Origin of the sequence: Propioniciclava sp. MC1683 (genome assembly GCF_014164675.1) — a bacterium.
In the GTDB taxonomy this organism is placed as follows: domain Bacteria; phylum Actinomycetota; class Actinomycetes; order Propionibacteriales; family Propionibacteriaceae; genus Propioniciclava.
Genome location: NZ_JACJFX010000002.1, coordinates 20,466 through 34,461, shown reverse-complemented (window position 1 = coordinate 34,461; position 13,996 = coordinate 20,466). Strand labels below are relative to the sequence as shown.

Below are 13,996 nucleotides of genomic sequence, written 5' to 3'. Positions count from 1 at the left end.
CTCGTCGGGCTTCGACGGGCCCCGCCGCGCTCAGTCGGCGACCAGGTCGGGCCACCCCTTCGCGAAGTAGGTCACGAACGCCTCGCCGACGTGCTCGGCGCGCAGGTGGTCGCGGGTGACCGGGAACTGCGGCCCCGCGTAGGCCGGGTCGGCCAGCGCGTGGCCCGCGAAGGCGTGGTCGACGACGGCGGCGCGCCCGACGCAGACGAGGTCGCCGCCGCGGTCGAGGGCGCCCTGGGCGTCGGCGGCCGTGCGCACCCCACCGCTGAGCGCGAGGGCGGTGCCATGGCGGGGCAGGTCGAGGAAGGCGTCGACCAGTGGCGGCCCGGACGGGTCGTCCTCGGGGGACTTGCCGATCTGCCACAGGGGGAGGTCGAGGTGGTCGAGGCGTCCGGAGGCCAGGAGGTCGCCGGCAAGTGTCACGGCCTCGGCCCGGTCGAGCCCGAAACGCTCCACGGAGAGCCGCAGGCCCACCTGGAAGTCGGGCCCGGTCACCGCGCGGATGGCCTCGACCACCTCGTGCAGCACGCGGGCGCGGCCGGCGGCGTCCCCGCCGTAGCGGTCGGTGCGGTCGTTGCGCACCACGTCGAGGAACTGCCCGAGTACGTACCCGTGCGCCCCGTGCACCTGGACGCCGTCGAAACCCGCCCGCTCGCACCGCGCCGCCGCCGCGGCGAAGTCGGCGACCAGCTGTTCGACCTCGCCGGTGGTGAGGGCGCGCGCACCCGAGCGGGCGTCGTCGAACGGGGCGACCGCCGGCTCACCCGAGGCCGCGGCGTCCGCCCGGATGCCGCCGTGGTGCAGCTGTACCGCCGAGACCGCCCCGCCGGCGCGCAGGCCGTCGGCCAGGCGGGTCAGGCCGGGCAGGTGGTCGTCGGACGCCACCCCGAGCTGGCCGGCCCAGGCCAGCCCCGAGCGCTGCACGTAGGCCGCCGCGGTGACGACCAGGCCGAAGCCGCCGCGGGCGCGGGCGGTCAGCCAGCCGATCTCGTCGTCGGAGAGCGTGCCGTCGGCGTGGCTCTGGGTGTTGGTCAGGGGCGCCAGCGCGAGGCGGTTGCGCAGGGCGGGCCCGCGGCGCAGGGCGAGCGGTTCGTGGAGAGAGGTCACGCCTTGATTGATACCACCGCGTGCATCACGGCCGACGGGTTGACCCGGAACACCCGAGGTGGGCCGACACTCACCCTTGTCACTCGTGAGGGGGTTCGCCACCCCACTCGAAGGTGACGAAGGTGAGTGTCGCGCCCCCGGGGCTCAGCGGGCGACCGGGACGTCCGCGCGCAGCATGGCCGCGATGGCGCCGGCTACCGCGCAGGCGACACCGAGGGCGATGGGCAGGCCCAAGGCCACCGGGGCCCCGAAGCCGTCGACCACGAACCCGGCGGCCGCAGCACCCGCGCCCACGCCGGCGACGTTCGCGGCGCTGAGCAGGGTGAGGACGAGGGTGTTCCCGGCGGACGCGAGGCGCTCCGCGCCGGTGAACGCGGCCACCAGCAGCGGGGCGACGCACAGGCCGATGCCGGCGCACGCCGCCATGAGCAGCGCGAGCTGACCGGCGCCGAGCAGGCCGACGGCCATCACGGCGAGCGCCAGCCCGAACACGACGGCCCGACGCGGCAACGGCCAGCGGTGCAGCAGGTGGGTGAGCATGCCCGACACGGCCGACCCCAGCCCGACGAACGCGTAGACGACGCCCGTCAGCGGGGCGTGCTCGGTCGGGGCCAGGGCCGCGGTCAGGCTGGTCTGCACGGTGCCGAACACCCCGCCGACCAGGAACGACAGGGCGACCCACACGGCGAGCCGGGGGGAGACGGGGCCGCGACCGCGGCGTCCGGACGCCAGGGAGTGGCGGCCCAGCAGCACCGCCAAGCTGACCTGGGCGAGCACCAGCACGGCGAGGGCGGCGCCGATCGCGGCGACCGGGCTGACGACGGTGGCGAGGGTGGCGCCGATCACCGGTCCGACCACGAAGGACACCTCGTCGACGACCGTCTCGTAGCCCATCGCCACCTCGACCTTGCGGGCGCCGTGCGGCTGGGAGGAGAAGCGCGTCGACCAGCCCGAGCGAGCGATCGCGCCCACCTGCGCGTTGGACGCCCCCACCAGCAGCGCGGTGCCCACGAGCACGGGGACCGGCAGGGCGGGCAGCCACGCGAAGGACGCCAGCGCGCTGATCGTGAGCGCGGCGACGACGGTCATGGTGGCGACGGTGCGGCGGGGTCCCCAGCGGTCGGCGAGGGCGCCGACGAGCGGGGCGCCCAGCGCGGCGCCGAGGCTCATCGCGGCGAGCATGAGGCCGGCGACGGCGAACGAGCCGGTGAGCTGCTGGCCGAGCAGCAGCACCGCCAGCGGCAACATCGCGGCGGGGAGGCGGGCGGCGAAGGACGCCACCAGGTGGGGCAGGCCGGCCGCGTCGCTGAGCAGCGGGAAGGGGCGCAGGCGCGGCTCGGCCGGGGCGTGCGTGGGTGTGGGTGTGGTCAGGGTCTCCATCAGGTCTCCGGGGAGTGCACGAAACGTGCGCATCCCCCCACCCTGATGCGCGGTTGCCTGTGGTCCGTCTGCCATCATCGCAAATCGGGCGTGACAAGCACAAGGGTTTGGTGCAACCCGGGGCAGGTGCTGGCCGACAACGACGGCTGGGCGTCGGCCGAGGGTGGCACGACCGGTGGGGCGGCCGCGACGGCCGACAACGTGTTCCACGTCAGCACCTGGCAGGAGTTCCGCACGGCGCTGGGTGGCGGGGGCAACGCGGCCCGCACCAACACCGAGCCGCGGATCATCTACGTCCACGGCGAGCTGAACGCCTTCGAGGCCGCGGACGGCACGATGACCACCTGCGCGACGTTCGAGGAGGAGACCGGCTTCAGCCAGGCCGCCTACATCGAGGCGTTCGACCCCGACGGCCCGTGGGGCTGGAAGGACCCGGAGGGCGAGCTCGTCGACCTCCAGGCCGCGGCGGCCAACGCCCAGGCCCTGCAGACGCAGCAGCACATCGGCTCCAACAAGACGATCATCGGGGTCGGCGACGACGCGCGCATCGTGGGCGCGAACCTGCGCATCCGGGACGCCGACAACGTCATCGTGCGCGACCTCACCGTCTCCGACTCCACCGACTGCTTCCCGGAGTGGGATCCCGGCGACACGGCGTCCGGGAACTGGAACAGCCGCTACGACAACATCTCGGTGTGGACCTCCACCCACGTGTGGATCGACCACAACACGCTCGACTCCGGCGACCTGCCGCCCGACGCCCTGGCGTCCGTGTACGGCCGCCCCTACGAGGTGCACGACGGGCTGCTCGACATCACGCACCGCTCCGACCTCGTGACGGTGTCGTACAACCGCTTCGAGCCGCACGACAAGACGATGCTGATCGGCTCCTCGGACGGCCGGACCGCCGACCGCGGCACCCTGCGCGTGACCCTGCACCACAACAAGTGGACCGACATCGGCCAGCGCGCCCCGCGCGTCCGGTACGGCCAGGTCGACCTGTACAACAACTACTACGTGCAGACCGGCCCGTACGACTGGTACTCCTACTACTGGGGCGTCGGACGTGAGTCGGCCCTGTACGCCGAGAACAACTACATCCAGCTCGACCCGGCCAACGACGCCTCCACCATCATCGCCAAGTGGGGTGGTGTGGCCATGACCGAGATCGGGACCCGGGTCAACGGCAAGAAGGTGTCCGCGCTGGGGGCGTACAACGCCGCCAACCCCACCGACACGATCGGCGACGCGCCGGGTGGGTGCCACAGTACCGCCTCAAGGTCGACCCGACGATGTCGGTCCCGGCGCAGGTCGAGCTGCGCGCGGGCGCGGGAACGCTCCGCTGACGGCGGGGGCCGCCCGGTCCCCGACCGGGCGGCCCCCCACCAGCTAACCGACCACCAGCAGCAGGTCGCCACCTTCCACCGTCTGGGAGTGCTGCAGCGCCACCCGCTGCACCGTGCCCGCGACGGGCGAGGTGATGGACGCCTCCATCTTCATCGCCTCGATGGTCGCCACCTGGTCGCCGACCGCAACGGTGTCACCCGCCGCGACGGTCAGCGTGACCACGCCCGAGAACGGCGCGGGCACCTCGCCCGGGTTCGCCGGGTTGGCCAGATCGGCGGCGACGACGTTGCTCTCGACCGAGGCGTCCCGCACCATGACCTGGCCACGGCTTGTTAATCGTGCGCTCGGCGAGGAACTGCAACAGCTTGGTCGCCCGGTCGGCCGACTCGTGCGGGCGCAGCAGTTCGGGACGCTCGTCGATGAACGACGTCGTGGCCCGCCCCGCGAGGAAGTCCGTGTCGGCGAGCACGCCGCGCAGGAAGCCGATGTTGGTGCTGACGCCGCGGATGCGGAACTCCGCCAGCGCCCGCTGCGCCCGGCGTACCGCGCGTGGGCCTCCTTGGCCGCGCGCACGATCCCCTCGATGTCGAGGTAGGCGCGCACCGGGTGGCCGCGCTCGCCGATCTCGTAGCTCTCGTCGGCCTTCAGGCGATACTCGGCCAAGCGATCCTCGTAGGGGAAGACGGCGACGGTCTTGATGCCGAGCTGGGTGCAGGTTCCCCTTGACTGCCCGCGGCGATGGTCGGCGCCGCCAGACGACGATGTGCCGGTGCCCGAGGTGGAACCACAAGTCGTGGATTCTGTGCGACGTAGCGCCCGTTGGACTACCAATCTCCGGGTCGCTTCGCGGGGTGTGAGACGAAAGGCCTTGTCAGAGGCTTTGGGGTGCCGACGGGCGATCTCCTTGGTAGTCCACATGGCGCTACGCATCGCCCGTGAACCCTCGACAATGCCCGTGTGGGAACGCAAGCCGTTCGTACGGGTCCTGTACCCACCGTGACACCCCCGGTGGGATAATGGGCGCGGTTCCCCAGACGAAGGAGTCCCCGTGCCCTTGTTCCCCGCGCTCACCGATCCCAGCTCGATCCCCACCGGCGACATGCCGGGGGACAAGGTGCACATCACCGATTGGCATCTGGCGGCTGCGGCCACGCTGTACCCCGCCCTGCGCGAGCAGCTCGACCCCGTCCTGGCCGCGGGACGCGCCGTGGTGGCCGTCTACGGCGGCTCGGGCGTGGGCAAATCCGAGCTGGGATCGCTGCTCGGCCACGCGCTCAACGCGGACGGCATCGGCGCCTACATCCTGTCGGGCGACAACTACCCGCGCCGGATCCCCTCCGTCAACGACGCCGAACGCCTGCGCGTCTTCCGCCACGCGGGCGTCCGCGGGCTGGTGGACGCCGGGGCCTACGACGCGTCCGTCCGGGACGCCCTCTCCTCCCTCCAGGCTGCGGGGACGGACGCCGACCCGGCGGCCGCAGCCGAGCACCCTTGGCTCCCGACCTACCTCGGCGCGGGCTCCAGGGCGCTCGCCGCGTACCTCGGGACACCGAACGAGATCGACTTCGCCGAGGTGAATGCGATCATCGCCGCCTTCAAGGGCGGCGCCGACACCCTGACCCTCAAGCGCATGGGGCGCACCGAGGCCGACCAGTGGTATGACCAGGTCGACGTCTCGGGCACCCGCGTGCTCGTCATCGAGTGGACCCACGGCAACAGCGACTTCGTCGAGGGCGTGGACGTGCCCATCCTGCTCAACAGCACCCCGGCGCAGACGCTGGCGCACCGCCGCGCTCGCGCTCGTGACGGGGCGGTCGACAGTCCCTTCACGACGCTCGTCTTGGGATTGGAGCAGGCCAAGCTGGACGCGCAGGCACCCAAGGCGTCCCTGATCCTGTCGAAAGAGGGCGAACTGCTCACCTACGACGCCTACCTGCAGGCGATGGGGCGCCACCTCCCCCGCGATGGCGTCATGCTGAACGCCTACCCCGACAGCCTCGACGGCACCCTGGCAGGCCTGGCGGCGTTCGTGCAGCGTCCCGAGGTCGCCGGCGCGTTCAGGTCGCTGTACCTGCTCCCCAGCGTGTTCAACAGCGACCTCGACCGCGGCTTCAGCGTGATCGACTACGGGCTGAACGACCTTCTGGCGAAGCCCGCCGACCTCGAGGCGCTGGCCGCTGCGGGGCTCGACCTGAAGTTCGACTTCATCCTCAACCACGCCTCGGTGCTGTCGCCCCAGTTCCAAGACATCCTGGCCCGCGGCGAGAGGTCGCCCTACAACGACTTCTTCATCGACTGGAACGCCTTCTGGGCCGGTCACGGCGAGATGACGCCGGAGGGCTACATCCAGCCACGCGCGGACCTGATCGAGCACATGTTCTTCCGCAAGCCGGGCCTGCCGCTGTTGATGGTGCGTCTGCCCGACGGGTCGGAGAAGCCGTTCTGGAACACCTTCTACCAGGAGGTCCGCTACCCCCGCGTGGACGCCCAGGACCTGATGGCGGCCGGCCTGCAGTACGCCTCGGCGGACGAGTTGGCCACCCGGGTCAACGCCACCATCGCGGACGGCGGACGACCCGGGGATGCGGACTTCACCGGCTTCGAGGCGTGGCGGGACGCCGTGGTCGACCTGGTGGAGTCGCGGCGCACCTACCTGGGCCAGATGGACCTCAACATCAAGTCGCACCTGGTGTGGACGTTCTACGCCGACACCTTGGCCAGGCTCGCGGGCTACGGCGCCGAGATCGTCCGGCTGGACGCTTTCGCCTACGCCCCCAAGGAGCCCGGCGAGAAGAACTTCCTGAACGACCCCGGTACGTGGGATCTGCTCGACCAGGTGAAGGCGTTGGCCGACCGGCACGGGGTGAAGCTGCTGCCCGAGATCCACGCCCGCTACGAGGAGGGCATCCACGAGACGATTGCGGCCAAGGGGTTCCTCACCTACGACTTCTTCCTGCCCGGGCTGCTGATCCACGCGTTCGAGACGCACTCCGCCGAGCGCCTGCTCGCGTGGATCGGCGACATCCAGGCCAAGGGCATCAAGACGGTGTCGATGCTGGGCTGCCACGACGGCATCCCGCTGCTCGACCTCAAGGGCCTGCTCAGCGACGACGAGATCGAGTCGGTGATCGCCACGGTGCGCGGACGCGGCGGCTACGTGAAGGATCTCCACGGCCAGAAGGCGACCTACTATCAGGTCAACGCCACGTACTACAGCGCTCTGGGCTGCGACGACGCATCGATGCTGCTGGCCCGGGCGATCCACCTGTTCATGCCGGGCAAGCCGCAGGTGTGGTACCTCGACCTCTTCGCCGGCGAGAACAACCTGGCCGCCGTCGAGCGTGCGGGGTCGGGCGGGCACAAGGAGATCAACCGCACCAACCTGTCGGCCGACGACCTCGAAGCCGGCCTCGCGAGGCCCGTTGTGCAGCGCCAGATCGACCTGCTGCGGTTCCGCAACACCCACCCGGCGTTCGGGTGGGATGCCGAGCTGACGGCGTCCGGAGAAGGCTCGATGTTGACCTTGGAGTGGTCGCGCGAGGGCCACACCGCACGGTTGGAGGCCGACCTCGCGACCCGGGCGTTCCGCATCACCGCGGACGGCACGGACCTCGACAGCCAAGGCTGACCCTGCGTTCGGCGCCCCCGGCCGGCGGGCAGGGGGCGCCGTCGCAGCGCTCAGACGTCCTCGGGCACCTCGATCTCGGTCACGTCACCCCACGCCGCCGGGGGACGCACCACCAGGACCTCGCACGGGGCTTCACGCACGACGGCGGACGCGACCGTGCCGAGCAGGCGTCCGGCGAGACTGGTGTCTCGGATCGCCCCGATCACGATGAGGTCCGCCTCGTGCTGCTGTGCGGCCCTCAGGAGGGCGGAGGCAGCCTCGCCCTCCACCAGCAGCGACGCCTTGACCTGCGCGCCCAGGCCGGACGCCGTGGATGTCGCGGTCGCCAACGCGTCGCTGGCCGCTTCGCGTCCCAACACAACGGAGGTCCGGGTGTCACCGAGGGTGGCGGTCGCCTTCGCACCCTCGCGCATCGTCATGCCCGAATAGGCGCAGACGATGACGAGGTCGGCCTCCTCGGCAGCGGCCAAGAACGAGGCCCTCGCGACGGTCGGGTCGGACAAGGCAGAGCCGTCGGTGCCGACGACGATGCATCCGTACGGAGTCATGCGTGCCATCTCAGGCTCCCTTCGTGGTGACGGTCTCGTCGCCAGAGCCGACCGGCTCGATGTCGCGCACGATCGGGGGCTCCTTGACCCAGAGCATGGCCAAGCCGGCGATGCCCAGCAGGATGCCGGCGGCCATGATCGCGTTGTTGGGGTTGTCCCCCAGCAGGTTCTTGTAGATCGCGCCGAACGTGAGCGTCTGGATGAGCATCGGGATGACGATCATCATGTTGACGATGCCCATGTAGACGCCGTAGCGGGTCGAGGGAACCATGCGCACGATCATGATGTAGGGCACGCCCATGATGGACGCCCACGCGATGCCCAGGCCCACGATCGCGACGACCTTGAGCGGCAGGGTCGGCATTTGCGGGAACAAGACCAGACCCACCGTGGCGCACCACAGGGCGATGGCGTGCACCCACTTCGCGCCCAGGCGGCGGGCCAGGGCAACCAGCCCGAACGCGACACAGAAGGTCACGATGTTGTAGGCACCGTTGATGACGCCTGTGTTCGCGACGGCGAGCTGGTAGCCCTCGGAGTGGGCGTCCGTCGTGCCGTACAGCGACTGGGACACCGACAGCGACACGTATTGCCAATAGATGTTCATGGCGTACCACTGGAAGAGGTACACCAACGCCAGCTTCCGCATCTCGATCGGCATGTCGATGATGGCGTCCTTGATCTCGGCGATGAAGTGGCCGGGGCCACCCTTGCTGGCGCGGAGCTCGGCGAGTTCTTTCTCCGTCGGCTCGAGCTCGGGCGTTGACAGCACCGAGATGAGCACCGTGGCGATCGAGCAGACCGAGCCGAGGAGGAACGCCGGGTAGACCCACAGCGGGATGCCGACGGACTGACCCAGGCCGAAGACGCCCTGGAAGAACATCAGGCTCAAGTTGGCCAGCGTGATCCCCAGGCCGGTGAAGAACGACTGGGCGAGGAAGCCCTTGCCGAGTTGGGCCGGGGGGAGCCGGTCGGCGATGAACGCGCGGTAGGGCTCCATCGCGGTGTTGTTGGAGGCGTCCAGGAGCCACAGCAGGAGAACCGCCATCCAGACCGCCCACACGAACGGGAACAGCGCCAGGCAGATCGCGCAGCCGATGGCACCGATGAGGAAGAAGGGGCGTCGGCGCCCGCGGAAGAAGCCCTTCTCCACCCATGTTCGGTCTGAGAGGGCCCCGATGATGGGTTGGATGAGCAGGCCCGTGACCGGACCGGCCAGGTTGAGCAGCGGCAATTGGTCGTGTGACGCGCCCAGGAACGTGTAGATCGGATTGATGGCCGTCTGCTGCATGCCGAAGCTGTACTGGATGCCGAAGAACCCGAGGTTCATCAGGAGGATCTGCGGCATGGTCATGATGGGCTTCGTGCGGACGACCGCCGACGTCGTGGGGGCTCCTGCGGTATTCATGCCTGTCCTCCATCCAGGTAGGTGCCCAAGCGGGCCAATTCCTTCTCCCAGCCGGCGGCGTGATACTGCGCCACGGCCGGGTCGTACGGCCCCTGGACGATGCGCACGAGCGTGCTGTCGCCGCCCATGGCGGTGAACTCGACGCGCAGTTCGAGGGACTCGTTCGGGTCGATGCCGGAGTCGCCCGTGATGCGCTGACGCGCGACGAACACGTCCGGGTCGAAGTACTCGGTGAAGACGGCGTCCGTGGTCACGCGCACACTCGGGTCGTCGTCGCGCACCTTCACGTGATGGTGCTTGCCGCCGGTCCGCAGGTCCGACGTGACGCTCTCCCGTTCGACGTGCCACCCAGGGCTGCCCCGCCACTGGGACATCTCCTCGGGTGCGGTCCAGGCGCGAAACACGCGGGGCCGCGGGTGGGCGAACTCCTGCTCGACCACGACGATGACATTTGCTGACATGCGTCCTCCAAGTGGGGGGTTGACTTGGCTCTTGGGGCCACCCGAGGCGGTTGCGCAACCCGCGTTGGCTGCCAGCACCGGGGTATCCCGTTCCGCATCATGGCACCCCATCCGGAGCCTGTGCAACGGTCAGGAACGACAATTCTCACCAGGGCGTCGAGAGTCGCTCATCACCTGGGCTCGGCATTCATGGAGGCCGGCAGCTACCGTGAGAACATCGCCAACCGGACGGCGACCCGCCGGGTGGTCGTCACCATGACGCGCCTCTTGGGTGGAGCCACCCTGGTGGGTGGGGTCACGCTGGCTCGCGTCAGCGGCTTATCCGGCGGCGCTCATCGTCGGCAGCGTCCTCGTGGTCGCCTCCCTCGTCCTCATTCGGGACGCCGTCGTGCTAGGCCGCGATCTGCGCCGTGAGCCGCTGGACTTCGCGTTCGAGCCCGCCCCCAGCCGCGGGCTCCTCTCCCCCGGCACCGTGTTCGGCTTGGCTGGCGGCGTCGGGACGCGCCCCGCAAACGCTCCTCGAAAATGAATCTGCGCCCCCTCCAGCAGGTGCGAATCACGTTTCGAGGTGCATCTGGCTCGCCTCGGCCACGGCGTCCAGCCGCCTCTGGTCGTACTGGCCGTTCACGATCGTCACCGTGCAGCCGAGTCCGGACAGCTGATCCACCGACGCCGACTCCAGTTCGGACGCCATCAGGTCATCACGCCGGCGTGACCACCAGCAGCAGGTCGCCACCTTCCACCGTCTGGGAGTGCTGCAGCGCCACCCGCTGCACCGTGCCCGCGACGGGCGAGGTGATGGACGCCTCCATCTTCATCGCCTCGATCGTCGCGACCTGGTCGCCCACCTCGATCGCATCACCCGGGGCAACGGTCAGCGTGACCACGCCCGAGAACGGCGCCGGCACCTCGCCCGGCACCGACGGGTTCGCCCGCTCGGCCGCCACGACGTTGCTCTCCACCGCCTCGTCGCGCACCATGACCTGGCGCATCTGGCCGTTGATCGTGGCCAGCACCGGGCGCAGCCCGCGCTCGTCGGGCTCGCCGATGGCCTGCAGGCTCATCAGCAGCGTCTTGCCCCGCTCGATCGGCACGTCGTGCTCGCGCCCCGGCTCGAGCCCGTGCAGGAACTGGCGGGTGGTCAGCACCGACAGGTCGGAGTACTCCTCCGTGGCCTCCTCGTAGTCCTTCGTCGGGCCGGGGAACAGCAGCCGGTTCAGCGTGCGCCGGGGCTCGGACGCCAGCGCCGCGGTGTCCTCCTCCGACAACTCCGTCTCGACCGGGCGCACCCGGCGGCCCTCGAGGGCCTTGGTGCGGAACGGCTCGGGCCACCCGCCGGGCGGGTCACCGAGGTCGCCGTTGAGGAAGCCGATCACCGAGTCGGGGATGTCGTACTTCTGCGGGTCGGCCTCGAACGCCACCGGGTCGATGTTCTGGCCCACCAGCGCCAGCGCGAGGTCGCCGACGACCTTCGACGACGGCGTCACCTTGACGATGTTGCCGAGGATCTTGTTGGCGGCGGCGTACATGTCCTCGATGGCCTCGAAGCGGTCGCCCAGGCCGAGCGCCATCGCCTGCTGGCGCAGGTTCGACAGCTGCCCGCCGGGGATCTCGTGGGTGTACACGCGGCCCGTCGGCCCGGGAAGGCCCGACTCGAACTCCCCGTAGAGGACGCGCACCGCCTCGAAGTAGGGCTCGAGGTCCTCGGCGGCGGCCAGCGACAGCCCGGTCGCCCGCTCGGTGTCGTCGGTGGCGGCGATCAGCGCCGACATCGACACCTGGCTCGTCGTGCCGGCCCAGGCGGCGTTGGCGACGTCGACGGCGTCCACGCCCGCGTCGATCGCGGCGAGCAGGGTGCCCAGCTGGCCGCCGGCGGTGTCGTGGGTGTGCAGGTGGACCGGCAGGTCGAAGTTCTCCCGCAGCGCGGTCACCAGCTTGGACGCCGCGGGCGCGCGCAGCAGCCCCGCCATGTCCTTGATCGCCAGGATGTGCGCGCCGGCCTCGACGAACTGCTCGGCCAGGCGCAGGTAGTAGTCGAGCGTGTAGAGCTTCTCGCCGGGCGAGGTCATGTTGCCCGTGTAGCAGAGGGCGGCCTCGGCGACGGCGTGGTCGGTCTTGAGCACGGCCTCGATCGCGGGGCGGATCTGGTCGACGTTGTTGAGGGCGTCGAAGATCCGGAAGATGTCGACGCCGGTGGCGGCGGCCTCGGCGACGAAGGCGTCGGTGACCGCCAGCGGGTAGGGCGTGTAGCCGACGGTGTTGCGGCCGCGCAGGAGCATCTGGATCGGCAGGTTCGGCAGCGCCTCGTGCAGGGTGGCCAGGCGGGCCCACGGGTCCTCCTTGAGGAACCGCAGCGCCACGTCGTAGGTGGCCCCGCCCCACGCCTCGACCGAGAACAGCTCGGGCAGGGTGCGCGCGATCCACGGAGCGACGTTCATCAGGTCGCGGGTGCGTACTCGGGTGGCGAGCAGCGACTGGTGGGCGTCCCGGAAGGTGGTGTCGGTGACCGCCACGGCCGTCTGCTCGCGCAGCGCCCGCGCGAACCCGACCGGGCCCAGCTCGAGCAGCTTCTGCCGCGAGCCGTCCGGCGGGGTGGCCTTGAGGTCGATCGGCGGCAGCTTGGTGCGGGCGACGACGGGCGTCCGGGGCTCGCCGTAGGGCTTGTTGATCGTGCGCTCGGCCAGGAACTGCAGCAGCTTGGTCGCACGGTCGGCCGACTCGTGCGGGCGCAGCAGCTCGGGGCGCTGGTCGATGAACGACGTGGTGGCCCGGCCGGCGAGGAAGTCGGGGTCGGCGAGCACGCCGCGCAGGAAGCCGATGTTGGTGCTGACCCCGCGGATGCGGAACTCGGCCAGCGCCCGCTGCGCCCGGCGCACCGCGGTGGCGAAGTCGCGGCCGCGGCAGGTGAGCTTGACCATCATCGAGTCGAAGTGGGCGCCGATCTCGGCGCCGGCGAACACCGTGCCGCCGTCGAGGCGGATGCCCGCGCCGCCCGGCGTCCGGTACACCGACACCTTGCCCGTGTCGGGGCGGAACCCGTTGGCCGGGTCCTCGGTGGTGACGCGGCACTGCAGGGCGGCGCCGCGCAGGTGGATGGCGTCCTGGCTCAGGCCGAGCTCGGCGAGGGTTCGGCCGGCGGCGATGCGCATCTGGGAGGAGACCAGGTCGACGTCGGTGACCTCCTCGGTGACCGTGTGTTCGACCTGGATGCGCGGGTTCATCTCGATGAACACGTAGCGGCCGTCCTGGCCGAGCAGGAACTCCACCGTGCCGGCGTTGACGTAGCCGATGTGGCGGGCGAAGCGCACGGCGTCGGCGCAGATCTGGTCGCGCAGCGCGGGGTCGAGGTTGGGGGCCGGCGCCAGCTCGATGACCTTCTGGTGGCGGCGCTGCACCGAGCAGTCGCGCTCGTAGAGGTGGATGACCTCGCCGGTGGCGTCCGCGAGCACCTGGACCTCGATGTGGCGGGGCTGGTCGACGGCCTCCTCGAGGTAGACCCGCGCGTCGCCGAAGGCGGCGTCGGCCTCGCGCATCGCCTCCTCGAGCGCGGCGGGCAGCCTGGACGGGTCGTCGACCCGGCGCATGCCTCGGCCACCGCCGCCGGCGACGGCCTTGACGAACACGGGGTAGCCGATCTCGGACGCCGCGGCCTGCAGCTGGGCGACGTCCTCCGACGGCTCGGCGCCGCGCAGGACCGGCAGGCCGGCCTCGCGGGCGGCCGCGATGGCGGTGGCCTTGTTGCCGGTGAGGTCGAGCACCTCGGCCGAGGGGCCGATGAAGGTGATCCCCTCCTCGCGGCAGCGCCGGGCCAGGCCGGCGTTCTCGCTGAGGAACCCGTAGCCGGGGTAGATCGCGTCGGCGTGGGCCTCCTTGGCGGCGCGGATGATCCCCTCGACGTCGAGGTAGGCGCGCACCGGGTGGCCGCGTTCACCGATCTCGTAGCTCTCGTCGGCCTTCAGCCGGTACTCGGCGAGGCGGTCCTCGTAGGGGAAGACGGCGACGGTCTTGATGCCGAGCTCGGTCGCGGCGCGGAACGCCCGGACGGCGATCTCGCCACGGTTGGCGACCAGGATCTTGGTGAACATGGCGTCACATTAGTGAGCCGTGGCAACAGCTG

Annotated in this window: 10 protein-coding genes and 3 pseudogenes; 3 read left to right on the top strand and 10 right to left on the bottom strand. The window is 70.7% G+C overall.

The window, feature by feature from the left end:
- Positions 1–30: 30 nt before the first annotated feature.
- Together H5397_RS02080 and H5397_RS02075 are read right to left on the bottom strand one after the other, a co-directional pair.
- Complete coding sequence (locus H5397_RS02080) at positions 31–1,107, bottom strand: NADH:flavin oxidoreductase (protein WP_182814663.1); 1,077 nt, start codon at positions 1,105–1,107, stop codon at positions 31–33.
- 144 nt (positions 1,108–1,251) lie between these two features.
- The gene (locus H5397_RS02075; RefSeq protein ID WP_182814662.1) at positions 1,252–2,520 is read right to left on the bottom strand and encodes an MFS transporter; all 1,269 of its coding nucleotides are present in this window, start codon (positions 2,518–2,520) and stop codon (positions 1,252–1,254) included.
- A 12-nt stretch (positions 2,521–2,532) separates the two neighbouring features.
- Here H5397_RS02075 and H5397_RS17865 point away from each other — a divergent pair.
- A pseudogene (locus H5397_RS17865) lies at positions 2,533–3,573 on the top strand (polysaccharide lyase family 1 protein); the annotation flags it as partial.
- Between the two features lie 303 nt (positions 3,574–3,876).
- Here H5397_RS17865 and H5397_RS19025 read toward each other — a convergent pair.
- The 3 genes and pseudogenes from H5397_RS19025 to H5397_RS19015 all read right to left on the bottom strand — a co-directional run.
- Positions 3,877–4,407, bottom strand: coding sequence for a biotin/lipoyl-containing protein (locus H5397_RS19025; protein WP_375539401.1), 531 nt, complete (start codon positions 4,405–4,407; stop codon positions 3,877–3,879).
- Positions 4,307–4,549: pseudogene (locus H5397_RS19020) on the bottom strand (hypothetical protein); the annotation flags it as partial. The pseudogene H5397_RS19020 and the gene H5397_RS19025, both read right to left, overlap by 101 nt.
- Positions 4,438–4,752, bottom strand: a pseudogene (locus H5397_RS19015) (hypothetical protein); the annotation flags it as partial. The pseudogenes H5397_RS19015 and H5397_RS19020, both read right to left, overlap by 112 nt.
- 130 nt (positions 4,753–4,882) lie before the next feature.
- On the opposite strand from H5397_RS19015, the gene H5397_RS02065 reads away from it, so the two are divergent.
- On the top strand, positions 4,883–7,462 hold the full coding sequence (locus H5397_RS02065) for a sucrose phosphorylase (protein WP_309224253.1): 2,580 nt from the start codon (positions 4,883–4,885) through the stop codon (positions 7,460–7,462).
- A gap of 50 nt (positions 7,463–7,512) precedes the next feature.
- Here H5397_RS02065 and H5397_RS02060 read toward each other — a convergent pair whose 3' ends face one another.
- Genes H5397_RS02060 through H5397_RS02050 form a run of 3 tightly spaced genes read right to left on the bottom strand, consistent with a single transcriptional unit; the run spans position 7,513 to position 9,879 of the window.
- Complete coding sequence (locus H5397_RS02060) at positions 7,513–8,010, bottom strand: universal stress protein (protein WP_182814660.1); 498 nt, start codon at positions 8,008–8,010, stop codon at positions 7,513–7,515.
- Positions 8,011–8,020: 10 nt separating this feature from the next.
- Complete coding sequence (locus H5397_RS02055) at positions 8,021–9,418, bottom strand: MFS transporter (protein WP_182814659.1); 1,398 nt, start codon at positions 9,416–9,418, stop codon at positions 8,021–8,023.
- Positions 9,415–9,879, bottom strand: a complete 465-nt coding sequence (locus H5397_RS02050) for an SRPBCC domain-containing protein (RefSeq protein ID WP_077348528.1) — start codon at positions 9,877–9,879, stop codon at positions 9,415–9,417. The genes H5397_RS02055 and H5397_RS02050 overlap by 4 nt, the downstream gene beginning before the upstream one ends.
- A 271-nt stretch (positions 9,880–10,150) precedes the next feature.
- Here H5397_RS02050 and H5397_RS02045 point away from each other — a divergent pair, with 271 nt between their 5' ends.
- A complete protein-coding gene (locus tag H5397_RS02045; RefSeq protein ID WP_182814658.1) occupies positions 10,151–10,408 on the top strand; it encodes a hypothetical protein in 258 nt (85 codons plus the stop codon).
- 27 nt (positions 10,409–10,435) lie between these two features.
- Here H5397_RS02045 and H5397_RS02040 read toward each other — a convergent pair whose 3' ends face one another.
- Together H5397_RS02040 and H5397_RS02035 are read right to left on the bottom strand one after the other, a co-directional pair.
- Entirely contained in the window at positions 10,436–10,573 is a 138-nt protein-coding gene (locus tag H5397_RS02040; protein ID WP_182814657.1) for a hypothetical protein, read from the bottom strand.
- Between the two features lie 7 nt (positions 10,574–10,580).
- The gene (locus H5397_RS02035; protein WP_182814656.1) at positions 10,581–13,964 is read right to left on the bottom strand and encodes a pyruvate carboxylase; all 3,384 of its coding nucleotides are present in this window, start codon (positions 13,962–13,964) and stop codon (positions 10,581–10,583) included.
- Positions 13,965–13,996: the final 32 nt, after the last annotated feature.

Coding starts and splice junctions, on each gene's coding strand:
- H5397_RS02040 (WP_182814657.1), bottom strand. CDS start 10,573: ATGGCGTCCGAACTGGAGTCGGCGTCGGTGGATCAGCTGTCCGGACTC.
- H5397_RS02060 (WP_182814660.1), bottom strand. CDS start 8,010: ATGACTCCGTACGGATGCATCGTCGTCGGCACCGACGGCTCTGCCTTG.
- H5397_RS02075 (WP_182814662.1), bottom strand. CDS start 2,520: ATGCGCACGTTTCGTGCACTCCCCGGAGACCTGATGGAGACCCTGACC.
- H5397_RS02050 (WP_077348528.1), bottom strand. CDS start 9,879: ATGTCAGCAAATGTCATCGTCGTGGTCGAGCAGGAGTTCGCCCACCCG.
- H5397_RS02055 (WP_182814659.1), bottom strand. CDS start 9,418: ATGAATACCGCAGGAGCCCCCACGACGTCGGCGGTCGTCCGCACGAAG.
- H5397_RS02035 (WP_182814656.1), bottom strand. CDS start 13,964: ATGTTCACCAAGATCCTGGTCGCCAACCGTGGCGAGATCGCCGTCCGG.